Source organism: Roseateles sp. 22389 (assembly GCF_052044995.1).
GTDB lineage: Bacteria > Pseudomonadota > Gammaproteobacteria > Burkholderiales > Burkholderiaceae_C > Roseateles.
In genome coordinates, this window is sequence record NZ_JBQEOF010000005.1 from 221,697 (window position 1) to 245,382 (window position 23,686).

21 protein-coding genes are annotated in these 23,686 nt (G+C 69.6%); 15 read left to right on the forward strand and 6 right to left on the reverse strand.

Features of this window, described 5'->3' with window-relative positions:
- Nucleotides 1-5 precede the first annotated feature (5 nt).
- From ACTJKJ_RS09420 to ACTJKJ_RS09435, 4 genes are all read left to right on the forward strand, one after another.
- Nucleotides 6-752 carry a histidine phosphatase family protein gene (locus ACTJKJ_RS09420; RefSeq protein WP_297380824.1) on the forward strand — a complete coding sequence of 249 codons (747 nt, stop codon included), beginning with the start codon at nt 6-8 and terminating at the stop codon, nt 750-752.
- A 76-nt stretch (nt 753-828) separates the two neighbouring features.
- The gene (locus ACTJKJ_RS09425) at nt 829-2,088 is read left to right on the forward strand and encodes an acyl-CoA dehydrogenase family protein (RefSeq protein WP_297380821.1); all 1,260 of its coding nucleotides are present in this window, start codon (nt 829-831) and stop codon (nt 2,086-2,088) included.
- Nucleotides 2,089-2,250: 162 nt separating this feature from the next.
- Nucleotides 2,251-3,765, forward strand: coding sequence for a diguanylate cyclase domain-containing protein (locus ACTJKJ_RS09430; protein WP_440820267.1), 1,515 nt, complete (start codon nt 2,251-2,253; stop codon nt 3,763-3,765).
- 35 nt (nt 3,766-3,800) lie between these two features.
- Nucleotides 3,801-4,361, forward strand: coding sequence for an adenine phosphoribosyltransferase (locus ACTJKJ_RS09435; RefSeq protein ID WP_440820268.1), 561 nt, complete (start codon nt 3,801-3,803; stop codon nt 4,359-4,361).
- 12 nt (nt 4,362-4,373) lie between these two features.
- Here the strand turns inward: ACTJKJ_RS09435 and mnmE are convergent, their stop codons facing one another.
- From mnmE to rpmH, 5 genes are all read right to left on the reverse strand, one after another.
- Nucleotides 4,374-5,750, reverse strand: a complete 1,377-nt coding sequence (gene mnmE / locus ACTJKJ_RS09440; protein WP_440820269.1) for a tRNA uridine-5-carboxymethylaminomethyl(34) synthesis GTPase MnmE — start codon at nt 5,748-5,750, stop codon at nt 4,374-4,376.
- 277 nt (nt 5,751-6,027) lie between these two features.
- Nucleotides 6,028-7,710 carry a membrane protein insertase YidC gene (gene yidC / locus ACTJKJ_RS09445; RefSeq protein ID WP_440820270.1) on the reverse strand — a complete coding sequence of 561 codons (1,683 nt, stop codon included), beginning with the start codon at nt 7,708-7,710 and terminating at the stop codon, nt 6,028-6,030.
- Nucleotides 7,703-8,032 (reverse strand): membrane protein insertion efficiency factor YidD, encoded by a 330-nt coding sequence (gene yidD, locus ACTJKJ_RS09450; RefSeq protein ID WP_091729896.1) that lies wholly within the window; start codon nt 8,030-8,032, stop codon nt 7,703-7,705. Before yidD ends, yidC begins: the two co-directional genes overlap by 8 nt.
- Before the next feature lie 26 nt (nt 8,033-8,058).
- Nucleotides 8,059-8,361, reverse strand: coding sequence for a ribonuclease P protein component (locus tag ACTJKJ_RS09455; protein WP_440820271.1), 303 nt, complete (start codon nt 8,359-8,361; stop codon nt 8,059-8,061).
- A 233-nt stretch (nt 8,362-8,594) separates the two neighbouring features.
- The gene (rpmH, locus tag ACTJKJ_RS09460) at nt 8,595-8,729 is read right to left on the reverse strand and encodes a 50S ribosomal protein L34 (RefSeq protein ID WP_067065970.1); all 135 of its coding nucleotides are present in this window, start codon (nt 8,727-8,729) and stop codon (nt 8,595-8,597) included.
- 305 nt (nt 8,730-9,034) lie between these two features.
- Here rpmH and dnaA point away from each other — a divergent pair, with 305 nt between their 5' ends.
- The 9 genes from dnaA (at nt 9,035) to ACTJKJ_RS09505 (ending at nt 21,623) form a co-directional block, all read left to right on the forward strand.
- Nucleotides 9,035-10,570: a chromosomal replication initiator protein DnaA gene (dnaA, locus tag ACTJKJ_RS09465; RefSeq protein ID WP_440820272.1), complete on the forward strand. Its 1,536-nt coding sequence runs from the start codon at nt 9,035-9,037 to the stop codon at nt 10,568-10,570.
- A 70-nt stretch (nt 10,571-10,640) separates the two neighbouring features.
- A complete protein-coding gene (gene dnaN / locus ACTJKJ_RS09470) occupies nt 10,641-11,765 on the forward strand; it encodes a DNA polymerase III subunit beta (protein WP_091729890.1) in 1,125 nt (374 codons plus the stop codon).
- Between the two features lie 118 nt (nt 11,766-11,883).
- A complete protein-coding gene (gene gyrB / locus ACTJKJ_RS09475; RefSeq protein ID WP_440820273.1) occupies nt 11,884-14,412 on the forward strand; it encodes a DNA topoisomerase (ATP-hydrolyzing) subunit B in 2,529 nt (842 codons plus the stop codon).
- Nucleotides 14,409-14,921, forward strand: coding sequence for a hypothetical protein (locus ACTJKJ_RS09480; protein WP_440820274.1), 513 nt, complete (start codon nt 14,409-14,411; stop codon nt 14,919-14,921). Before gyrB ends, ACTJKJ_RS09480 begins: the two co-directional genes overlap by 4 nt.
- 50 nt (nt 14,922-14,971) lie before the next feature.
- Nucleotides 14,972-15,556, forward strand: a complete 585-nt coding sequence (locus tag ACTJKJ_RS09485; protein ID WP_183483676.1) for a DUF3617 domain-containing protein — start codon at nt 14,972-14,974, stop codon at nt 15,554-15,556.
- 112 nt (nt 15,557-15,668) lie between these two features.
- Complete coding sequence (locus tag ACTJKJ_RS09490) at nt 15,669-17,438, forward strand: hypothetical protein (RefSeq protein ID WP_440820275.1); 1,770 nt, start codon at nt 15,669-15,671, stop codon at nt 17,436-17,438.
- An 8-nt stretch (nt 17,439-17,446) separates the two neighbouring features.
- Nucleotides 17,447-18,952: a cell wall hydrolase gene (locus tag ACTJKJ_RS09495; RefSeq protein ID WP_440820276.1), complete on the forward strand. Its 1,506-nt coding sequence runs from the start codon at nt 17,447-17,449 to the stop codon at nt 18,950-18,952.
- Between the two features lie 9 nt (nt 18,953-18,961).
- Nucleotides 18,962-20,818 carry a hypothetical protein gene (locus ACTJKJ_RS09500; protein WP_440820277.1) on the forward strand — a complete coding sequence of 619 codons (1,857 nt, stop codon included), beginning with the start codon at nt 18,962-18,964 and terminating at the stop codon, nt 20,816-20,818.
- Nucleotides 20,802-21,623 (forward strand): M15 family metallopeptidase, encoded by an 822-nt coding sequence (locus ACTJKJ_RS09505; protein ID WP_440820278.1) that lies wholly within the window; start codon nt 20,802-20,804, stop codon nt 21,621-21,623. The genes ACTJKJ_RS09500 and ACTJKJ_RS09505 overlap by 17 nt, the downstream gene beginning before the upstream one ends.
- Nucleotides 21,624-21,630: 7 nt before the next feature.
- On the opposite strand, the gene pcaC is transcribed toward ACTJKJ_RS09505, so the two are convergent.
- On the reverse strand, nt 21,631-22,029 hold the full coding sequence (gene pcaC, locus ACTJKJ_RS09510; RefSeq protein ID WP_297380776.1) for a 4-carboxymuconolactone decarboxylase: 399 nt from the start codon (nt 22,027-22,029) through the stop codon (nt 21,631-21,633).
- Nucleotides 22,030-22,232: 203 nt separating this feature from the next.
- On the opposite strand from pcaC, the gene ACTJKJ_RS09515 reads away from it, so the two are divergent.
- Nucleotides 22,233-22,562 carry a type II toxin-antitoxin system RelE/ParE family toxin gene (locus tag ACTJKJ_RS09515; protein WP_440820279.1) on the forward strand — a complete coding sequence of 110 codons (330 nt, stop codon included), beginning with the start codon at nt 22,233-22,235 and terminating at the stop codon, nt 22,560-22,562.
- A 4-nt stretch (nt 22,563-22,566) separates the two neighbouring features.
- On the forward strand, nt 22,567-23,664 hold the full coding sequence (locus ACTJKJ_RS09520; protein WP_440820280.1) for a helix-turn-helix domain-containing protein: 1,098 nt from the start codon (nt 22,567-22,569) through the stop codon (nt 23,662-23,664).
- The last annotated feature ends 22 nt before the right edge of the window (nt 23,665-23,686 follow it).

Here is a 23,686-nt window from a genome sequence, read left to right on the forward strand (position 1 = left end):
CGCCCATGTTGGACACCCAGCCCCGCAGCCCGCAACGCCGCCGCGTCTACCTGATGCGGCATGGCGCGGTGACCTACTTCGATGGCACGACCGGGCGCCCGGTGCTGCCCGAGCAGGTGCGGCTGAACGACGACGGCATCGCGCAGGCGCAGGCCGCCGGCGAAGCCTTCCGCGCGGCCGGCGTGCGATTCGATCGCGTGATCGTGTCGGGCCTGCCGCGCACCGTCGAGACCGCCGACCTGGTGCTGCGCCACGCCGGCCAGGGCGAGCTCTCGCCGCAGGTCTGGCCCGAGTGGCAGGAGATCCGCGGCGGCCGCCTCGGCGAGATCCCCACCGATGAACTCGCGCGCACCTTCACCGGCCTGCAGCGCAGCCCGGTCCCGGAATCGCAGCGCTTCCTCAACGGCGAGAGCGTCGGCGAGCTGCTTGATCGCGTGCTCGGCGGCGTCGCCCGCCTGCAGGCCGATCCCGACTGGGACTGCGCGCTGCTGGTGCTGCACGGCGTCGTCAACGCCGCGATCCTGTCGCATGCGGTGAGCGGCGGCCAGCGCCTGATGCTGGGCAGCTGGGTCCAGTCGCCGGCCTGCATCAACGTGCTGGACGTCGCGCCGCCGATCGGCGACGCGCCCGGCGACTGGCTGCTGCGCGTCTGCAATTTCGCGCCCTCGCATCCGCTGCATGCGGACGAACGGTCCACCACGATGGAGGCGCTGTACGCGCAGTACCTCCGCTATCGCGGCCAGCGCGGCTGACGCGCGCTGCGCCGACCCGCCGCGCGCCTCACGGCCTCACGAACGCATCAAGAACGCCTCACCGGGAGACTCCCCCATGAACTTCGACTACAGCCCCAAGGTTGAACAGCTGCGCGAGCGCCTGCTGGCGTTCTTCGACCAGCACATCTATCCCAACGAGCATCGCTACCATGCCGAGATCGAGGCCAACCGCCGCGCCGGCAACGCCTGGATCCCGACGAAGGTGATCGAGGAGCTCAAGCCCAAGGCGCGCGCCGCCGGGCTCTGGAACCTGTTCCTGCCGCGCTCGGCGCGCGCGCCGGAAGGGTTGTCCAACCTCGAGTACGCGCCGCTGTGCGAGATCATGGGCCGCGTGTACTGGGCGCCGGAGGTCTTCAACTGCTCGGCACCCGACACCGGCAACATGGAGACGCTGGAGCGCTACGCCAGCGAGGCGCTCAAGGACCGCTGGCTGGAGCCGCTGCTGCGCGGCGAGATCCGCTCCGCCTTCCTGATGACCGAGCCCGACGTGGCCTCGTCCGACGCGACCAACATCCAGTGCCGCATCGAGCGGGACGGCGACGAGTACGTCATCAACGGGACGAAGTGGTGGTCGTCGGGCGCCGGCGATCCGCGTTGTGCGCTCTACATCGTGATGGGCAAGACCAACCCGGACGCCGGCCGCCATGAGCAGCAGTCCATGGTGCTGGTGCCGGCGAACACGCCCGGCATCACGGTCAAGCGCCACCTCAGCGTCTTCGGCTACGACGACGCGCCGCACGGCCACATGGAGATCGAGCTCAAGAACGTGCGCGTGCCGGTGGAGAACATCCTGCTGGGCGAGGGCCGCGGCTTCGAGATCGCGCAGGGGCGCCTGGGCCCGGGACGGATCCACCACTGCATGCGCTCGATCGGCGCGGCGGAACGGGCGCTGGAGCTGATGTGCAAGCGGGCGATCTCCCGGGTCGCCTTCGGCAAGACGATCGCGCAGCAGACGGTGACGCAGGAGCGCATCGCCGAGGCGCGCTGCAGCATCGAGCAGGCGCGGCTGCTGACGCTGAAGGCGGCCTACATGATGGACACCGTCGGCAACAAGGTCGCCAAGGCGGAGATCGCGATGATCAAGATCGTCGCGCCGACGATGGCGCTGAAGGTGATCGACTGGGCGATGCAGGTCCACGGCGGCATGGGCGTCAGCGACGACACCCCGCTGGCCTACATGTGGGCGGGCCAGCGCACGCTGCGCTTCGCGGACGGCCCGGACGAGGTGCACCGCAACTCGCTGGCGAAGCTGGAACTGGCGCGCCACATGAGCCTGCCGAACGCGGGCGACATGCCGGTCACCCGCGGCGGCTGACCCGTCCCCGTACACCGTCGCTCACAAAGCGTGGCACCCCACCAACGAGGGGACGTCGCCCGAACCCGCTTCTCCCCCCGTGGAGCGGTATTCATCGCGGAGCGGGCTGGCTAGGATCAGCCACCCTTTTCCATGGCGTCGCCGCCGGCGCCGCGCTCCGCGATGAACCGATCCGCCGAAGTCCGCACCTGGCCGCTGCTGGCGTTCGCGCTGCTGGTGGGCCTGCAGGCCATCGTGCTGACGGTCACCCTCGGCGGCGACGCGGTCGACGGCTGGCTGGCGTGGGTGGGCGTGGCCTCGCTGGCGCTGACGGTGCTGCTGGCGGTGGCGGTCGTGTCGACGCTGGCGCGCACGCAGGCCCGCGCCCGGCTGGCGCAGCGCACGATGGAGGAAGCGATCGACGCGCTGCCGGCCAGCGTCGAGATCTTCGACGCCGAGGACCGCCTGATCGCCTACAACCGCCGCCTGGTCGAGATCTACCCGCACATGCTGCGGCACTTCCAGCGCAAGAGCACCTTCGAGGACCTGGTGCGGGAGTCCCTGGCACGCGGCGGCATCCCGGAGGCGCGCGGCCGCGAACCCGAATGGCTGGAGGAACGCCGCCAGGCGCGCGGCAAGCAGGTGTCGCCGCTGCTGCAGCGGGTGCATGACGACATGTGGCTGCGCATCTACGAATCCCGCACGCCATCCGGCGGCATCGTCGGCGTGCGCATGGACGTGACCGACCTGATCCACGAGCAGCAGCGCCTGGCGGCGAGCCGGGCGCAACTGCGCGCCACGATCGAGTCGGCCGCCAACGGCATCCTGACGCTGGACTCCGGCGGCCATGTGCTCGAGGCCAACCCGAGCTGCGAGTCGCTGTTCGGCTTCACCGCCTCGGAGCTGCAGGGCGTCCACCTGGGCATGCTGCTGGGCGCCGCGTCGGCGGCGACGGGTGGTGCGGGCGCGACGCAGGAGACGCTGCTGGATCCGCGCTCGCTGCTGGGCCAGCCCCGCGAGTTCACCGCCCGTCACCGCAGCGGCGAGGCGCTGCACCTGCAGCTGGCGATCGCCGAGGTCCGGACCGACACGATCCACCTCTACGTCTGCATCGTCACCGACCTGACCGAGCGCAAGCGCCAGGAGGAGCGGCTGCGCCGCGCCAACGAGCTGCTGGCCCGGCAGTCCACCACCGACGGGCTGACTGGCGTCGGCAACCGGCGGCTGTTCGACCAGCTGCTGCAGACGGAGTGGCAGCGCGCGACTCGCGCGGGCCGGCCGCTGGCGCTGCTGATGGTCGACATCGACCATTTCAAGCAATACAACGACTGCTACGGCCATGTCTCCGGCGACGACTGCCTGCGGCGCGTCGCGACGCTGCTGCGCAGCTGCGCCGGACGCGGCGGTGAATCGGTGTGCCGCTACGGCGGCGAGGAATTCGCGGTGCTGCTGGTCGACACGGACCTGGCCGGCGCGCAGGTGGTGGCGCAGCGCTGCCTGGACAGCGTGCGGCTGGCCGCGATCGAGCATGTGGGCTCGCCGGTGCGGCGCTCGGTGAGCCTGTCGATCGGCGTGGCGGCATTGATCCCGCGCAGCGGCGAAGAGGCCCAGCGCCTGATCCAGACGGCGGACGCCGCGCTCTACGAAGCCAAGCAGGCCGGCCGCGCGCGCCTGATCTGCCAGCAGCAGACGGCCTGACCCCGCCGAGCCCGGCCGGCGCGACAATCGCGCCCATGCCGCACACCGAACTCACCCCTGACCCGATCGCCTTCCTGAGGCAGCAGATCCGCACCGTGCCGGACTGGCCGGAGCCGGGCGTGCAGTTCCGCGATATCACGCCGCTGCTGGCGAACCCGCGGGCCTTCCGCGTGCTCATCGACCAGTTCGTGCATCGCTACTTCGACCTGCGGCCCGATGCGATCGCGGGGCTGGATGCGCGGGGGTTCATCATCGGCTCGGTGCTGGCCTATGAGCTGAACGTCGGTTTCGTGCCCATCCGCAAGAAAGGCAAGCTGCCCTTCACGACGGTGCAGGAGACCTATGAGCTGGAGTACGGCAGCGCGACGGTGGAGATGCACACCGACGCGGTGAAGGCCGGTGATCGGGTGCTGCTGATCGACGACCTGATCGCCACCGGCGGCACGATGATGGCCGGCAAGCGGCTGCTGGAGCGGCTGGGCGCCGAGGTCATCGAGGGCGCGGCGATCGTGGACCTGCCGGAGCTGGGCGGCTCGAAGCGGTTGCGGGGGGGCGGGTTGAAGGTGTTCTCGCTGGTGGCGTTCGAGGGGCATTGAGCGCCTCGGCGCTCACTTGCCGATGCAGAACCTGCTGAAGATCTCCCCCAGCAGGTCGTCGGCGGTGAACGCGCCGGTGATCTCGCCGAGCGCGTCATGCGCCAGGCGCAACTCCTCCGCCATCAGGTCCAGCGCCGGCGGCTCGGTCTCGGCCTGGGCCAACGCCAGCCCGACGTGCTCCTGGGTGCGGCGCAGTGCCTGCACGTGGCGCTCGCGCGCGATGAACAGGCCCTCCGGCACCGCGTGCCAGCCGACCTGCTCCAGCAGGCGTCGGCGCAAGGCGTCCAGGCCCTCGCCCGTCTTCGCCGACAAGGTCAGCGCGTCCGCCGGCAAGCCCGCCGGCGCATGCGCGTCGGCCTTGTTGTAGATCTGCAGGATCCGCGCCGGATCGACGCTCGTCAGGCGGCCGCGGATCTCGGCGTCCTCGGCCTCGTAGTCGGCGTGGCCGACGCGCGTCAGGTCGTGCAGGAACAGCACCACGTCCGCATCCGCGATCGCGTCCCAGCTGCGGGCCACGCCGATGCGCTCCACCTCGTCCTCGGTGTCGCGCAGGCCGGCCGTGTCGCTGATGTGCAGCGGCACGCCCTCGATCTGGATGGTCTGGCTCAGCTTGTCCCGCGTCGTGCCCGGGATCGGCGTCACGATCGCCAGCTCGGCGCCGGCCAACGCGTTCAGCAGCGAGCTCTTGCCGACATTCGGCTGCCCCGCCAGCACGACCTTGATGCCCTCGCGCAGGATCGCGCCCTGGCGGCTGCGATCGAGCAGCGCCTCCACCCGCTGCAGCAACCGGCGCAGCTTGCCCAGCGCATCGGCCTGCTCGAGGAAATCGATCTCCTCCTCGGGGAAGTCCAGCGTGGCTTCGACCAGCATCCGCAGCTGGATCAAGCCGTCGCGCAGCCCGCCGACCTCGCCGCTGAGCGCGCCGGCCAGCGCCCGACCGGCGCTGCGCGCGGCGGCTTCGGTGCTGGCGTCGATCAGGTCGGCGACGGCCTCGGCTTGCGCCAAGTCCAGCTTGCCGTTGAGGAAGGCGCGGCGCGTGAACTCGCCCGGCTCGGCCAGCCGCATCCGCAGCGCGGGATCGGCCTCCAGGCAGCGCGCCAGCAGCAGTTGCAGCACCACCGGGCCGCCGTGGGCCTGCAGTTCCAGCACATGCTCGCCGGTGTAGGAATGCGGCGCCGGGAAGAGCAGCGCCAGGCCGTGGTCGATCGCCTCGCCCTGGGCGCTACGGAAAGGCAGGTAGGTCGCCTCGCGAGGCTTGAGCGCACGGCCACAGATCGCCGTCACCAGCGGGGCCAGGTCTTGTGGCGCGGACACCCGCACGATGCCGACGGCCCCGCGTCCGGGCGCGGTGGCGATGGCGGCGATGGGATCCTGGTGTCGCGACAGCATGGGCGCGATTGTCTCGCAGCGTCCGGGCACCAAGAACAACGGCGATGGGCCGCCAGGCCGCATCGCCGTCATCGTGGATGGCGCGGGGCAGGCCTCGTCGCCGCCTCTCGTGAGCCGGCGTCTTGCGCCTCCGGTCCCCCACCGTCCCGAGTCAGGTGGAGAAGCGATCCCCGCATGGACTCGATTAAGCGCCTGCGCGCGGACGAAAAAAAGCCCCCGGGGTGCGGGGGCTCCTGCGATCGGCGTGAGGAATTGGCGAATCCCCCGCCGCCGTCGATCACTTCTTCGAGCCGCTGACGCCGATCTGCTTGTTGATCATCCATTGCTGGGCGATCGACAGGATGTTGTTCACCAGCCAGTACAGCACCAGACCCGACGGGAAGAAGAAGAACATCACGCTGAAGGCCAGCGGCATGATCCACATCATCTTGGCCTGGACCGGGTCGGCCGGCTGCGGGTTCAGCCAGACCTGCAGCAGGCTGGAGGCCGTCATCAGCAGCGGCAGCGGGCCGATCGGCGCGCCGAACAGGTGGCCGAACAGGCTGTCGGGCTTGGACAGGTCGTGGATCCACATCACCCACGGCGCGCCGCGCATCTCGACGCTGGACAGCAGCACCCAGTACAGCGCGATGAAGAACGGCATCTGCAGGAAGATCGGCAGGCAGCTGCCCAGCGGATTGATCTTCTCTTCCTTGTAGATCCGCATCATCTCCTGCTGCATCTGCTGCGGCTTGTCCTTCAGGCGCTCGCGCATCTCCTGGATGCGGGGATTCACCGCCTTCATCTTGGCCATGCTGCGATACGCGCTGGCGTTCAGGCCGTAGAACGCGACCTTCAGCAGCACGACCAGCAGGATGATCGCCCAGCCCCAGTTGCCCAGCAGCGTGTGCAGGACGTCCAGCAGCCAGAACAGCGGCTTGGACAGGATCTTGAAGATGCCGTAGTCCTTCACCAGCTCCAGGCCCGGGGCCAGCACTTCCAGCTTCTTCTCTTCCTGCGGGCCGACGTACAGCAGGTTGTCCAACTTGGCCGACGCGCCCGGCGCCACGGCCGGGAAGTTCATCACCATGCCGGCGGTGTACAGGTCCTGGTTGAGCGGACGGACGTTGAACTCGCGCGGGCCGGCTTCGTTGCGGATCCAGGCGCTGACGAAGTAGTGCTGGACCATCGCGACCCAGCCGTCATCGGCGTTCTTCTCGTACTCGGCCTTGCCCTTCTTGAGGTCGTCGAACGCGAGCTTGTGGTACTTCGCCTTGTCGGTGTAGATCGCCGGGCCGGAGAACGAGGTCGGCGCGAAGGACGGACCGGTGTGCTCGACATGGCCGTCACGCACCAGCTGCAGGTACAGCTGCGGCGTGACCGCGGCCGCGCCGGTGTTGGTGACCTCGTGGTTCACCGCGATGGCGTAGTCGCCCCGCTTGAAGGTGTAGGTCTTGGCCAGCTTCACGCCGCCCTGTTCGCCTTCCAGCCGCACGACCAGGGTGTCCTGGCCGTCCTTGAGCTCCTTGGGGCCGTCGACCAGCGTCAGCACCGTCTGGTCGCTGGGCGCGTTCGGCACGTTCAGCAGGCCGGAACGGGCGCTGTAGTTGCGCATCGGATCCAGCACGACGACGTGGCCGCTGGGGTTGGTGTCGTCGGCGTGCTTGAGCAGCTCGACGCGCACCAGGCTGCCGCCGCGGGTGTCGATGGTGGCCTTGACCACGTCGGTGGTGAAGGTGACCAGCTCGTTCTTGACGACGGGCGCGACCGGCGCGCCAGCGGTGGAACCGGAAGCAGCCGCGGCGGCCGGCAGCGCGGCGGCGGAAGCAGCCGAGGCCGGGGCGGCGGGCGCGGTGGCGACCTTGGCCGGCGCCGGATGGAACAGCGACGGCTGGCCGTTGTGCCGCTGCCACCCGTCCCACAGAAGGACCAGCGACATCGTGAACACCACCCACAAGATGGTGCGGCGAATATCAGTCATGGGAAGCTTTTGGATTGGCGGTTGAAGAGGCTGACCCCGGGCGGCATCTGGAGGGACGCTCGGTGAACCGGGTGAACAGGCGGGGCGGATTGTCGGGCACGGGATCGTGTCCGCCCAGACAGAAAGGGTTGCAACGCAGGACCCGTCCGACCGCAAGGTAGGTGCCGGCGGCGGCGCCGTGGCGGCGCAGGGACTGCATCGCGTAGTTCGAGCAACTCGGGCTGTAGCGGCAGCCCGCGCGCAACCAGGCGCTGAACAGCAGCTGGTAGCCGCGCACCAGCCCCATCAGCAGTCGCGTCGGCAGGCCGGGGCGGTCGTCCATGGTCGCTGTTCCGAACCGCGATCCGGTCAGCCGGCGGCGCCCGGGGGCGGTGGCGCGAGCTTGCGGGTCAGCTGCAGCAGCTCCGCGCGCGCGGCGGCGCGCAGCGTATCGGAAGAGGCGCTGGGGTACTGCTTGCGGTCGAAGGGCATGCGCAGCCGCACCACCCAGAGGCCGGGCGGCAGCGTCGGCAGGTCGCCGAACACGGCGCGGATCTGGCGCTTGAGCAGCGCCCGCGTCACGGCGCGCTTCGCGTGCCGCTTGGGCACGACGTAGCCCAGCCAAGCCCGGTCGGGCGCGGCTGGAACCGATTCAACGGGGGTGGGCGCCACGTTCGCGGAGGACCGTTCATCCACAGCTTGGGGATGAATCGGTGCATCACCTGTGGACAAGTCAGCCGTTCCTGTGGATGGACGGCGCTTCGGCAGCGAGGGGCTGGCGGCCAGGTGATGCACGGCGAAGTGCGCGCTACGCGCGCGGCTGGGGGTGCCCAGCACGCGCTCGAAATCGGCCGATCGCACGATGCGGCCGATCACGGTGCTGTCGGAGTCGTCTTGCGCTTCGCTCAGACGGCCAGGCGCTTGCGGCCCTTGGCGCGGCGAGCGGCGATGACGGCCTTGCCGCCACGCGTCTTCATGCGGACCAGGAAGCCGTGGGTGCGGGCGCGACGGGTCTTGGAGCCTTGATAAGTGCGTTTCATGTTCAACCTCTTGGAAATCTTCGGTACTTCCCGTCGCCTCGCGCCACCTTGGCGCCGCGGACGGTGGCGACGGTGGACATCTCGGATGGATGTCGCAAGCCGCTCGAAAAGCGGAGGCCCACGCAGCAACGTCCGGGCGTCCGGAAAACCCGCGATTACAGCAAAGATTTGCATCAGGGTCAATCCGGAGGCTGGCAGGCACGGGGATTACCAGCACTTGACCGGGGCAAAAAATCTGTGGATAACCCTGGCTTCGCGGTCTCGCATCGGTACAATCCGGCCGCTCGAAGAATAAGTTTTCCACAATGAGCGCAGACTTGTCAGGGGCGGCCTTGTGGCAGCGCGGCTGCGAACGCCTGGCCGCCGAACTGCCTGAGCAGCAATTCAATACCTGGATCCGTCCGCTGCCCCCGGCAGAGGTCGCCCAGCAGGAAGAGAACGGCCACGAGGCCGTCCTGGTGTCCCTCCGCGTCCCCAACCGATTCAAGCTGGACTGGATCCGCAGCCAGTACGCCGGCCGCATCGAGGCCATCCTGACCGAGCTCGCCGGCAAGCCGGCACGCCTGGAACTGTCGCTGGCGCCGCGCGAGGCGATCGCGCCGCTGCCGCGCACGCAGCCGTCCAGCATGACCATGGGCCAGGTGTTGAACCAGCACGGCCTGGGCGTGCCCGCCGCCGGCCGGCCGGTCGTGCCGACGTCGGCCGCCGCCCGTCCGGCGGCCGCGCCCGTGGCCGCCCAGCCGACCGCGCCCGCGGCGCCGGCCACCGCCGCCAGCCTGATCCAGCCGGGCGCGACGCCCAACGTCCCGCCCAGCGCCACCCGCCACCGCATCAACACCAGCCTGACCTTCGACACGCTGGTCCCCGGCCGCGCCAACCAGATGGCGCGCACCGCGGCCCTGCACGTCGCCGGCGCGCCGGGCCAGATGTACAACCCGCTGTTCATCTACGGCGGTGTCGGCCTGGGCAAGACCCACCTGATCCACGCCGTCGGCAACGCGCTGCTCAAGGACCGCCCCGACGCCCGCGTGCTCTACCTGCACGCCGAGCAGTTCATCTCGGACGTCGTCAAGAACTACCAGCGCAAGACCTTCGACGAGCTCAAGGCCAAGTACCACTCGCTGGACCTGCTGCTGATCGACGACGTGCAGTTCTTCGCCGGCAAGGACCGCACGCAGGAAGAGTTCTTCAATGCGTTCGAGGCGCTACTGGCCAAGCGGGCGCACATCATCATGACCTCGGACACCTATCCGAAGGGCCTGGTGGACATCGACGAGCGCCTGACCAGCCGCTTCGACGCCGGCCTGACCGTCGCGATCGAGCCGCCCGAGCTGGAGATGCGGGTCGCCATCCTGATCAAGAAGGCCGAGGCCGAAAGCGCGCCGATGCCGGAGGACGTGGCCTTCTTCATCGCGAAGAACGTGCGCGCCAACGTGCGCGAACTCGAGGGCGCGCTGCGCAAGGTGCTGGCCTACAGCCGCTTCTCGCACAAGGAAATCAACATCCAGCTCGCGCGCGAGGCGCTCAAGGACCTGCTCTCGATCCAGAACCGGCAGATCTCGGTCGAGAACATCCAGAAGACGGTGGCCGACTTCTACAAGATCAAGGTCGCGGACATGTACTCGAAGAAGCGCCCGGCCAGCATCGCCCGGCCGCGCCAGATCGCGATGTACCTGGCCAAGGAGCTGACGCAGAAGAGCCTGCCGGAGATCGGCGAGCTGTTCGGCGGCCGCGACCATACGACGGTGCTGCATGCGGTCCGCAAGATCGGCGGCGAGCGTCAGAAGAACACCGAGTTGAACCAGCAGTTGCATGTGCTGGAGCAAACGCTGAAGGGATGAGGCAAAACGCCTTCGCCTTCAGCGAAAATGCCGCGTTCGCCCGAACAGCCAACAGTGGAGAGAGGTTGACATGATCGTGTTGAAAGACAGCCAGGACAAAGTGCTTGCCGCGCTGCAGGCGGTGTCCGGCATCGTGGAACGGCGCCACACCCTGCCCATCCTGGCCAACGTGCTGGTCCGGAAGCAGGGCAAGCAGGTGGAGCTGACCACGAGCGACCTGGAAATCCAGGTGCGCACCACGGTCGAGTTCGAGGGCGACGACGGGGACTTCTCCACCACCATCGGCGCCCGCAAGCTGATCGACATCCTGCGCTCGATGCCGTCGGACCAGACGGTGAGCCTGACGTCCAACCAGAACAAGATGACGCTGCAGGGCGGCAAGAGCCGCTTCACGCTGCAGACGCTGCCGGCCGACGATTTCCCGCTGGTGCAGGAAGCGGCCGACTTCGGTCCCGCGTTCAGCGTGCCGCAGAAGACGCTCAAGGGCCTGATCAACCAGGTCCACTTCGCGATGGCGGTGCATGACATCCGCTACTACCTGAACGGCATCCTGTTCGTGGCCGAGGGCAAGACCCTGACGCTGGTCGCGACGGACGGGCACAGACTGGCGCTGGCCCAGGCCGAGACGGACACCGAGATGCCCAAGCAGGAAGTCATCCTGCCCCGCAAGACGGTGCTGGAACTGATGCGCCTGCTCAAGGACGGCGGCAAGGGCGACGACGAGAGCGCCCCGATCGAGATGCGCTTCGCCGGCAACCAGGCCAAGTTCAGCTTCAGCGGCATGGAGTTCGTGACCAAGCTGGTCGAGGGCAAGTTCCCGGACTACAACCGCGTCATCCCGAAGAACCACCGTTTCCACGTGATCCTGGGCCGCCAGCCGCTGCTGGCCGCGCTGCAGCGCGCCGCGATCCTGACCAGCGAGAAGTTCAAGGCGGTGCGCCTGTCCTTCGAGCCGGGCCTGCTGTCGATCGCCTCGAGCAACGCCGAGCAGGAAGAGGCCAAGGAAGAACTCGAGATCGACTACGGCGGCGACCAGATCGAGACCGGCTTCAACGTGACCTACCTGATGGACGTGCTGGCCAACATGTCGCAGGACATGGTGCGGGTGGACCTGAACGACAGCTCGTCCAGCGCGCTGCTCAGCATCCCCGAACACACCGGCTTCAAGTACGTCGTCATGCCGATGAGGATCTAAGGTCGTTGCGCAACCTTCGCTCCCCGGAGCGGGAACGTTGCGCACCCCCTGCCCCCGCCAGGCGGGGGTTCCAGCCAGTTTTTTCAGCGGCCGCCGCGGCGGCCTGAGTACCCCTCCGATGACCGATAACAGCACTCCTGAGAACACCCCGGCTCCCGCGCCTCAAAACGACGGCGTGGGGTACGGCGAGTCCAGCATCCAGATCCTGGAAGGCCTGGAGGCGGTGCGCAAGCGCCCCGGCATGTACATCGGCGACACCTCGGACGGCACCGGCCTGCACCACCTGGTGTTCGAGGTGGTCGACAACTCGATCGACGAGGCGCTGGCCGGCTACTGCGACGACATCGTCATCACCATCCACACCGATAACTCGATCTCCGTCATCGACAACGGCCGCGGCATCCCGACCGGCGTGAAGATGGACGACAAGCACGAGCCCAAGCGCTCGGCGGCCGAGATCGCGCTGACCGAGCTGCACGCCGGCGGCAAGTTCAACCAGAACAGCTACAAGGTCTCGGGCGGCCTGCACGGCGTGGGCGTGTCCTGCGTGAACGCGCTGTCCAAGACGCTGCGCCTGACGGTGCGCCGCGAAGGCAAGGTCCACCAGCTGGAGTTCAAGAAGGGCGTGCCGCAGGACCGCCTGATCGAGGTCCGCGACGGTTTCGAGACCAGCCCGATGAAGATCGTCGGCGAGACCGACAAGCGCGGCACGGAAGTCCACTTCCTGCCAGACACGGAGATCTTCACGCAGAACTCCGAGTTCCATTACGACATCCTGGCCAAGCGCCTGCGCGAGCTCTCGTTCCTGAACAACGGCGTGAAGATCCGCCTGGTCGACGAGCGCAACAACAAGGAAGACAACTTCGCCTTCGCCGGCGGCGTGCGCGGCTTCGTCGAGTTCATCAACAAGGGCAAGACGGCGCTGCACCCCAACATCTTCCACGCCCAGGGCGACAAGATGTCGGAGCAGAACACCAACATCGGGGTCGAGGTCTCGATGCAGTGGAACGACGGCTTCAATGAAAGCGTCCTGTGCTTCACCAACAACATCCCGCAGCGCGACGGCGGCACCCACCTGACGGGTCTGCGCGCGGCGATGACGCGGGTGATCAACAAGTACATCGAGGACAACGAACTGGCCAAGAAGGCCAAGGTCGACGTCACCGGCGACGACATGCGCGAAGGTCTGGCCTGCGTGGTCAGCGTCAAGGTGCCGGAGCCCAAGTTCAGCTCGCAGACCAAGGACAAGCTGGTGTCGAGCGAGGTGCGCGGCCCGGTGGAGGAAATCGTCGCGAGCAAGCTGGGCGACTGGCTGCTGGAGAACCCGACCGACGCCAAGATCATCTGCGGCAAGATCGTCGAGGCGGCGCGGGCGCGTGAAGCGGCGCGCAAGGCACGCGAGATGACGCGGCGCAAGGGCGTGCTGGACGGCATGGGCCTGCCGGGCAAGCTGGCGGACTGCCAGGAGAAGGATCCCGCGCTGTGCGAGATCTACATCGTGGAGGGTGACTCCGCCGGTGGCTCCGCGAAGCAGGGCCGCGACCGCAAGTTCCAGGCGATCCTGCCGCTGCGCGGCAAGATCCTGAACGTCGAGAAGGCGCGCTACGAGAAGCTGCTGACCAGCAATGAAATCATCACGCTGATCACGGCGCTGGGCACCGGCATCGGCCGCGGCGCGGGCAGCGACGACTTCAATCCGGACAAGCTGCGCTACCACCGCATCATCATCATGACCGACGCGGACGTGGACGGTGCGCACATCCGGACGCTGCTGCTGACCTTCTTCTACCGGCAGATGCCGGAGCTGGTGGAGCGCGGTCACATCTACATCGCGCAGCCGCCGTTGTACAAGGTCAAGGTCGGCAAGCACGAGCAGTACCTGAAGGACGGCCACGAGCTGGACGGCTTCCTGCTGAAGGTCGCGCTGAACGATGCCGAGCTGCACACCGCCGGCGTGGGCGCGGGCCCGGTGCTCAAGGGCGAGGATCTGGAGACCAAGGCGCGCCAGTACGTGGCGGCGCAGAACGTGATCGAGCGCCTGTCCGCCTGGATGGACGGCGAGGCGCTGCACCTGCTGGCGTCGGGCCTGTCGCTGAACCTGGACACGAAGGATGCGGCGGAGATCTCCGCGACGGCGCTGGCCTCGGCGCTGCACGACGCGGTGGTGACGGCCGAGACGGATCCGCGCACCGACAAGCAGCTGCTGCGCATCAGCCGTCGTCATCACGGCAACGTGCGCTCGAGCATCATCACGGCGGACTTCGTGCACGGCGCGGACTATGAAGTCCTGGCCGAGGCCGGCAAGACTTTCAAGGGCCTGGTGGGCGAGGAAGCCGTGATCCGCAAGGGCGAAGGCGAGAAGGCCAAGGAAAGCAAGGTGACGGACTTCCGCGGCGCGATGGCCTGGCTGATGACGCAGGCGGAATCGAGCGTGGGCCGGCAGCGCTACAAGGGCCTGGGCGAGATGAACCCCGAGCAGCTGTGGGAAACGACGATGGACCCGACGGTGCGCCGCCTGCTGCGCGTGCAGATCGAGGACGCGATCGAGGCGGACCGGGTGTTCACGATGCTGATGGGCGACGAGGTGGAGCCGCGCCGGGAGTTCATCGAGACGAATGCGCTGCGCGCGGCCAACATCGACGTGTGATCACCCGTTCCCGCCTCGCTCCCCCTGTCGCCGGCCTGCTCCTCGCCATCGCCGGCCTGCCCGCGCTCGGGCAATCGGAGCCGCATTCCCCTCCGGTCTATCCACCCGATTGGATCGACCTGCCGGCCGCGCCAATGGTGCTCGAGCTCAAGCCGGTGCGCGGCGAGCTCGCCCTGGTGCTGACCAACCGCGCCTCGCGGGGCATCGTCGCTGTCGAGCTCGGTTGCGTCCGCGAGCGCGGCACCGGCCACGAGGTGCTCAGCGAGTTCGCCGGCGTTTCGATCAGCGACGGCAGCATCGCGCCGGCGCATCACGTCGACATGAGCCATGAATTCGACCGGCCGCGTGATCAGTCACCGGCCCGTCCGATGCGCTGCCCGCAATCCCACGCCGCCGTCACGCGGGTCACTTTCGAGGACGGCACGGCATGGCATGCCGGTCCACCGGCCGACATGACCTCGGTCACACCCGCCCCCTTTGAAGGGGGCAAGCCGCCTCGACAGCGGTAGCCGCGCCCGTGGAGACTGCGCCTCGTCGTCCGATTCCACGAGGCTCACGCATGCGCGCTTCCCGCTTCCGTCTCTCTTCCGCCGCCGCTTCGGCGCTCGCCCTGTCGCTGGGCCTGCTGACGCTGTCGGCGCCCGCCCAAGCCCAATCCATCAGCGTCAAGCCCGGCCTGTGGGCCAGCGCGAGCGTCAACACGCTCAACGGCCGGAAGATGCCCACGATCTTCGACATCAACGGCGCCCTGACGCCGCAGCAGAAGAGCAGCCTCGCCGCCGCGATGGCCAAGGTCGGCCTGCCCACCGGCGGCAGCCCGCATCTGGACTGCCAGCAGAGCCCCGAGTTCGCCCTGCCCAAGCCGCAGAGCGTCGACGACTGCACCACGCAAGTGAAGCCCGGCGATGCCACCAGCGGCACCTTCACGATGAGCTGCAAGAGCGCGACGGCCAGCGGCATGGGCAACGGCTCCTACCAGGTCACCGACAAGTCCAGCGCCACCGTCAAGGTGACGTTCAAGGGCACGACCGCGCAGGGCATGCCGATCACCTATGAATCGACGTCGGTGCACAAGTGGATCGGCAGCGACTGCAGCGCACCGCCGCCCGGCATCGACCCGTCGCTGATGGAGCTGATGCGCTGATCTCCCGGCGGGGCGCCTGACCCGCCCCGCGAAGCGGGGGGCGGTCCTCAAGCTTGAGGATGACGCCCACCGCCGGTGGCCCCGATCCTGCCTCCCCCAGGAGGGTCCCACCGTGAACAGCCTTGACCGCTGCTTGCGCCGGGCAACGCTGCCGGTGCTCGTGCTGATCGCCGGCTGCAGCACCGCGCTGCAGCCGCAGATCTTTTCCAAGCATCTGACGGCGTCGAAGAACGTGTCGGGCGAATACACGCTCGACAAGAACGACGAGCCCAAGACCTTCGAGGAGGTCTACAAGGAGGTCGCCCTGGTCCGCGGCCGCTACGTCTCGGCGGTCAGCGACCTGTCCAACGCCAGTCCGCAGCTGTCCGCCTGGCTGCTGGGTCTGTCCGCCGCAGGCGCCGCCGTGGCGCTCGGAGACGGCAGCGCGCGCACCGTCGCGGGCATCGCCGGTGTCGGCGCCGCGAGCTACGCAGCCGGCAACCTCTTCATCGTGCGCGCGCGCATCGATGTCTATCGCGCCGGCGCCGAGGCGCTCCAATGCGGCCTCAACGCGGCGGCTCCGTTCCGGAACAAGGCCCGCCTCGTCGGCGAGCCCGACGATCCGGATTACAAGGACACCCTCTATGGCCTGAAGGCCGCCGTGGCGCGACGCAGCGACGAGCTGCGCGTGGCGATGCGCCAGTCCCAGGAGGTGGACCAGCCCGAACTCAGGATCGTCCCGGCGCGGACGCGCAGCTGCCCGCGCCCCAGGCCGGCCTGCCCGGCGGCGCCCGCTGGCGCGACCGCCGAGGAACTGAAGCTGTTGAACCGGTCCGCCTGCCTGCGCGAGCAGGCGACATGGGATCGCGACTGTGTCTCGACGTCGGAACGGACCGAGACCCTCCCCGCAGCCCCGGAGGCCATCCAGACCATGAAGGAGGCCCGCGCCAGCCTGGAAGACGGCAACCGGGCCCGGCGGCGCGCGGATCGGGCGATCGACCTGATCGAAGGCGCGGCCTCGGACCTGTGGGCCCGCGCCGTGGCCGTGCAGCTCAAGGTCAGCGAGGAAGTCGACAAGACGATCCCCAATCAGACGGCCGTGCTGGCCGCCATCAAGGCCGCGGGACCGGTGGCCGGTGCGCTGGAAGACGGCTTCAAGCGCGCCGGGGTCGCCGGAGCGTCGACGCCCGCATCGGCCCCTGGCGGCGCGTCGGCCACCGGCGAGTCGCAGGGAACGGCCCGGCAGGTCCGCGCGCTGAGCGCCGGCGACCGCGCCCGTCTCCGAGACCTCGCGCAGCTCACGCTGGAGTTGCAGGAGGCGACATCGAGCCTCGACGAGATCGCGGCGAACGTCGCCGGCAGTGGCGCCGCGAAGGCGCGCAAGGCCATCGCGGCCTGCACGATGAAGATCAACAACACCACCCTGCGGGTCTCGCCCGACGCGACCAGCCTGCCGCTCGAGCTCGGCAAGACGCAGCCCTTCTTCGTCAGCAGCACCGGCGGCGTGCCCTCGGCCGACGTGGAGGTGGACGGCAAGGCGACTTCGCTGCCGGTCCAGGTGCAGGGCGGGCAGTTCCGCGTCGACTACACGGCCAAGGACGTCAAGGCCGGCGACACCGCGCTGCTGACGATCCGCGACGGCAGCGCCGAGCATGCGGTCAGCCTGTCCATCATCGAGGCGACCGGCACATCGCCGACGCCGCCGACCACGACCGGCGCGCGCCGGAAACTGCCCGCCATCGATGCCGACACGCAGCGGAAGATGGGCCTGACGCCGCCCGCGAGCGAGACGGAGCTCTACGCCGCCATCGACCGCTGCCAGGCCAAGGGCGCGGCCCCGAAGACCGGCGAGTGGGACGACGCCACGCAGAAGGCCGCGGGGCGCGGCGACTGCAAGCCGTGAGCGGGACGATGGCCGCCCATGCCGCTCCCTTGCTCGCCGTGCGGACCGCCCTCGGCGCGCTGATGACGTCGCGTCGCGAGGACGAGGCACTGGCCGCCCGGCTCGGGCTGTCGGCGGACGCGGCGCGCGCGCTTCACTGGTGGCGCCTGCCGCTGGCGGGCGGCCAGGGGCCGCGGCGCCTGACCCTGGCCTTCGGCGATGACTGTCCGGGACGGCAGCTGCCGCGCGCGCTCCGCTCGCCGCTGACCGGCGAGACGATGCCCGTCGACGCGGTCCGCGGCGGACGGTCCGGCCACGCCCAGGCCGCCTGGGTCCGCGCCGAGAACGCCTCCAACCGCTTCCTCGAAGGCACGCTGACCGCCGTGCTGCGCCGGACTGCGCGCCCGTCCAGCCTGCTGGCGCTGACCTCGGGCCACGTGCTGGCCGCGGCCCGGCCGAGCGCCCGCGGCGACGACGTGACGCTGTGGCTGGACGGCGAACCGGACGCGGCCCCGATCAACGGGCGCCTCTTCGACTGGCAGCCCAATTTCCAGGCGCTGCCGGTCACCTGCGCCGTGGACGCCGCGCTCGTGGAGGTGTCTGCCGCGGCGCTGCGGCCGCTCGCCGGTCGCGGCGCGGAGTGGCCGGTGGGCACCGCCTCGGCGCTGGCCGACGACCAGCTGTTCATCCGCACCCGAGGCCGCGCGATCGGCGGCCAGGCCCCGCATCTGTTCGGCGCCAGCCTGTGCATCGCCGGCGACGAGTCCCGCCCCTACCTGCTCGATGGCGCGCTGTGCTGGACGCCCGACGAGGCCACGCTCGGCGGCGACAGCGGCGCGCCGATCTGGAACAGCCGCGACGAGCTGGTCGGCCTGCATGCCGGCGTCGCCCCCGATGGCGTGGGCCTGCGCTGCGCGATCGCCGTTCCCATCGCGCCGGTGCTGGCATGGGCGGGCGCCGAACTCGTGCGCCGGGATGAGCCGCTGGTCCGGGCCGGGCCCCTGGCGACGCCGGCGGCGCCCGTACCCGCGCCGATGGCCGGACCGGGTCCGGCGTCGGTCCCAGGGAGCTCGACCGCGATGCCCGCCGCAGCCAGCCCGGCCGGGCAGGACGTCGTCATCCTGGCCCGTACCGTCTGGGGCGAGGCCCGCGGCGAGCGCGGCCAGATCGACGGGATGGAGGCCGTCGCCCACGTGGTGCTGAACCGCGTCCGGCGCGCGACCTATTGGGGCCGTGATGTCGTCGAGGTCTGCCGCAAGCCCTGGCAGTTCAGCTGCTGGAACCGCAACGATCCCAACCTGCCGCAGCTGCTCGCGGTGGACGCCACCAACGCGCGCTTCGCCCAGGCGCTCGCGATCGCGCGGCGGCTGATGGCCCAGGAACAGGACCGTCCGCAGGAACGGCTGCGCGGCGACCCGACGGCCGGCGCCACCCATTACCACGCCGCGCGGCTGGCGCCGCCGCCCCGGTGGGCCGCCGGCCATCGGCCCTGCGCGCGCATCGGCGCGCACCTGTTCTTCAACGACATTCCGTGAGGTCGAACGATGGACACCCGGATGATCGACGTCGTGATCGGAGTGGCGCTGGTGTTCGCGATCACCAGCCTGCTCGCGACGGCCCTGCAGGAGCTCTGGTCGTCCTTCCGGTCGCTGCGTGGCAAGTACATGGAACGCGCGGTGGTCTCCTTCTTCGGCGACGACCCCGTCTTCGCCAAGGGCCTGCTCGCGCATCCGCTGATCGTCGCGCTCTCGAAGGCCACCCGCGCGGAGGACCGCAAGCCGTCCTACATCAACGCGGACGCCGTCATCAGCTCCCTGATCGCGCTGCTCTGCGACAAGCACCTGGCCGGGTTGCGTCCGGCCACGCCGGCAGAATTCGTGGCCACCGTCACGGACGCCTCGCAGCGCGCCGGTGGCGCCTCGTCGGGCGCCCTGCCCAACCCGGCCTTCGTCGACGCGATGCGCGGGCTCGCCATGGGCGTGGAGCAGGACTGGCCCGCCTTCGAAGCCCGGCTCGCGGCCTGGTACGACGCCGTCGGCGAGCGCTCGATCGGCTGGTTCAAGCGCCATACGCAGGTAACGCTGTTCGTCTTCGGCTTCCTCGCCGCGATGGTCGCCAACATCAACCCCATCCTGATCTCCGCGCGACTCTGGCAGGACGAGGCGCTGCGCAAGGCCACGCTGACCGTCGCGCAGGAGGTCGCCACCAATTACAACCAGCAGGTGTCCGCGGCGGACAAGCCGACCGTCACGCCGCCCGCAGCGCCGGTCAGCGCGCCCGCCGCCGCGCCGGCGATCCCCGCGGCATCGCCCCCCGCGGCTGCAGCGGCCTCGAAGACACCGGGCCTGCCGGCTCCGGCACTCGCGCGGGCCCAGGCGTCGCTGCAGCCCCTGAATGCCGCCTTGCTCAAGCGGCTCGCGGACACCAGCGACGCGCAGGTCCGCGCGCCGCTCGAGACGCTGCTGCGTGCCGCGATCACGCTGCGTGGCGCGCTCAACGCGACCCCGCCCGATGCGCAGGCCATCGCCCGATCGAGCGCCGCGCTGGAGCAGGCCTTCGCGCCCGGCGAGCCGCATGCCGAGCTGCGCGCGCTGTTCGAGCCGGTACGGCTGGCCCTCGTCACGCCTGCGGCGGCGGCTACGGTTGGGCCGGGCGCCGCCTCGGCGCCGGTGGCGCTCGCCCGTCTCGTCAAGCCGACGGGCAAGGAGATCCCGCGCCAGTGCGAGCGCTTCGGGGACGACGTGGCGGCCAAGTCCTATTGCACGCGCCTGGCGGAACTGGACACGCTGCAGAGCATCGGCCTGCCGCTGGGCTGGACGGGATCCGCCTGGCCGACCTATTTCGACGAGGCCTGCGATCCCGCCGGGAAGGCGGTCCCCTGCCACCTCGGCGACCGGATCGGCGATGGCGGCTGGTGGGGCAACCTGCTGATCGCGCTGCTGGGCTGGAGCATGACGGCGGTGGCCTGCACCCTGGGCGGACCGTTCTGGTTCGACCTGCTGAACCGGCTGGTCAAGCTGCGCGCCGCCGGCACGAAGGCGCAGGAAACGCCCGCAGCCGCCAATGCCGCGAGTGCCGCGGAGCCTCCCAAGTCGATGCTGGCCCGCACGCCCACCACCGCCGCGCCCGGTGCGACGCAAGAAGCGCCCCCGGAAGCGATGAGCGACGCGCTCAACGACGCCGAGCGCGGCCTGTCGCCGCAGGAGGTCGAGCGGGTGCAGCGGGGCCTGGGCCTCACCGGCGCCGAGGTGACGGCGCTCTTCGATGGCCGCACGCGCGCCGCGATCAAGACCTGGCAGGGCGAGCGCGGGCAGGCGCAGACGGCCGAGCTGACCTTGGTCCAGATCCAGGAACTGCTCGGCCTGGCTCCCGGGAGCAATGACGATGACTACCTCGCCTAAGCCGGTCGCGACGCCGCTCGCACCGCCGCGCCGCGTGCGCATCGAGCAGAAGCTGAACCTGCGCGGCGGGCCGGCGGTCGGTTTCGCCCGCATCGGCCGACTCGAGCCGGGGGACACCCTGATGGTCGATCGCGTCATCGACGGCGAGGCCTACCTGGGACGGCGCGCCTGGTATGGCGTCGAAGGGCGCGAGCACTACTTCTGGTCGGGCGCCGCCCAGTTCGAGGACGCCGCCACGCCGGTGCCGGCGGCGCCGGCCGGCGCGGTCGCGCCCGACGTGCACCGGCGGGGCAACGGCACGATCCTGCCGCTCTCGCAGGCGGAGCTGGCCGGCACCTTCGGCGCCTTCCAGTCGACGCCGGGCGCGCAGCGCGGCTCGATCGTCATCACGCCGGCGGCCTGGGTGACGCAGCACATCGCGCCCTTCAGCCATCCGGTGCTCGCGGCGCTCGGCCATTCGGCGGTGAGCCTGCACCGGCTGGCCCATCCGCACTTCCAGGCCGTGTTCGACCGCATCGACGCGCTCGGACTGGGCTCGCTCATCCAGACCTTCGATGGCGGCTGGGTGCCCCGCCACAAGAACTGGGATCCGGGCAATCCGGACCTCAGCTCCCACAGCTGGGGCGTCGCGATCGACCTGAACGCGCGCTGGAACGGCGCCGGCCATCCCCCCGCGTCGCCCGGCCAGCAAGGCGACCTCACCCCGCTGGTGCCGCTCTTCGCCGCCCAAGGCTTCGCGTGGGGCGGCCACTTCAGCAGCAACGTCGACGGCATGCACTTCGAGCTGGCCCGCCGCAATCCCTGACCGCGGCTCAGCCGTCGATCTCCTTGAAGACCTCGGCGGCCGAGCGGAACGCATCGATCGCCGCCGGCACGCCGCAGTAGATCGCCGTCTGCAGGAAGACCTCCTTGATCTCCTCGCGCGTGAGCCCGTTGTTGAGCGCGCCGCGCACGTGGATCTTGAGTTCATGAGGCCGGTTCAGCGCGGTCAGCATCGCCAGGTTCAGCAGCGAGCGCGAGCGCCGGTCCAGCCCCGGCCGGTTCCAGACATCGCCCCAGCAGTACTGGGTCACCAGTTCCTGCATGTCGATGGTGAAGTCGGTGGCGTTCTGGATCGACGCATCGACGTAGGCATCGCCCAGCACCTCGCGACGCGTGGCGAGGCCTTCATCGAATAGCGCCTGGTTCTTCGGGGCGTAGGGACGAGTCATGGGCAGCTCCTGTCAACGGAAGACCAGCCGGTCCGGCCGGCGATGGGAGGCAATGTAGCCCGGTGCCGCCCCTGCGATGCCCAATGGGCCCGCACGCTGCCGGATGTGGGACGCATCCGACACCCGCATGCCGCGTTCCACCTTGGCTCATTTACCTGTCTGGTAAAGTCTCACGTCTCTTTTGCGGCGCGGGGAGCTGCTTCTTGGAGATCAGGTTCAAGGACAAGCGGCTGCGCGAGTTGTGCGAGAAGGCCTCCGCTGCAAGGACGAAGCTCGGGGAGCTCGTCGCCAGAAAGCTTCGCACGCGGCTCGCAGAGCTGGAGGCTGCCGCCTGCGTCGGTGACCTTGTGGCCGGCCGTCCGCACCCGTTGATGGGAGATCGCGCGGGCCAGTTCGCCCTTGACCTGGCCGCCGGCTGGCGGCTGGTGTTTGCGTCCGCGGACGAGCCGATCCCTCGGCGCGCCGACAGCTCCATCGATTGGCCAACCGTGACCATCGTCTGTATCGAATTCATTGGGGACTACCATGGCTGACTCTGTGTTCGCGCCCGACTGGGTGTCGCCGCCCGGGGACACCATCCTGGACCTGCTCGAGGAGCGCGGCTGGACGCAGCTGCAACTGGCCGACCGGCTCGGCTTCTCCCTGAAACACGTCAATCAACTGATCAAGGGCAAGGTCCCTCTGTCAGAAGACGCGGCCGTGCGGCTTCACACCGTTCTGGGCGGCTCGGTCGGCTTCTGGCTGAAACGGGAGGCCCACTATCGCGAGCGCATCGCGCTTCAGGACGCCGCCGAGCGGAACGCCACGATGGTGTCCTGGCTGGACCGCTTTCCGATCAAGGAACTCATGGCGGTCGGCGTCCTGGACAAGCGTCGGCTGGATGCGAAGTCCAAGCCGGCCCTGGTGGGCGAAATGCTGTCCTTTTTCGGCGTCGCCAGTCCTCAGCAATGGGAGCGCCAGTACGGCGAAATGCAACTGGCCTTCCGTCGCAGCCGGCAGGACCAGGCCGATGTCGGCGCGATCTCGGCGTGGCTGCGCATGGGCGAGCGTCTCGCGGAAAGGCAGGAGGGACCGCGCTACGACGAGGCCCGCTTCCGCGCCGCGCTCGACGGCATTCGCGCGCTGACGCTTCAATCGTCCGGCGACTTCCTGGAGGCCATGCAGCGTCTGCTGCAGGACGCGGGCGTGGCCTTCGTGCTGGTGCCCGCGCTCCCGCGCACCCATGTGTCAGGCGTCGCGCGATGGCTGAGCCCGAGCCGGCCCTTGATCCAGCTGTCGCTCTACGGCAAGACCAACGACAAGTTCTGGTTCAGCTTCTTCCATGAAGCGGCCCACCTGCTGCTGCATGGCCAGCAGAAGTCGACGGTCTTCCTGGACGATCCGACCAAGTCGGGCAGCAATTCCAGAGAGGAGCGGGAAGCGGATGCCTTCGCTTGCGATGCACTGATCCCGCCGGCGCTCGCCCGCGAGCTTCCGAACATCGCTGGCACGCGCGCGGCGGTGCGGGCCTTCGCGAAGCGCGCCGGCATTCACCCTGGCATCGTGGTCGGCCGGATGCAGCACGACGGCCTGCTCGACCTGGCCTGGCTGAATGACCTCAAGGTCAGTTTTCGGTGGGAGGCCGGTACCGACTGACGGCCCCCGTCCCGCGACACCG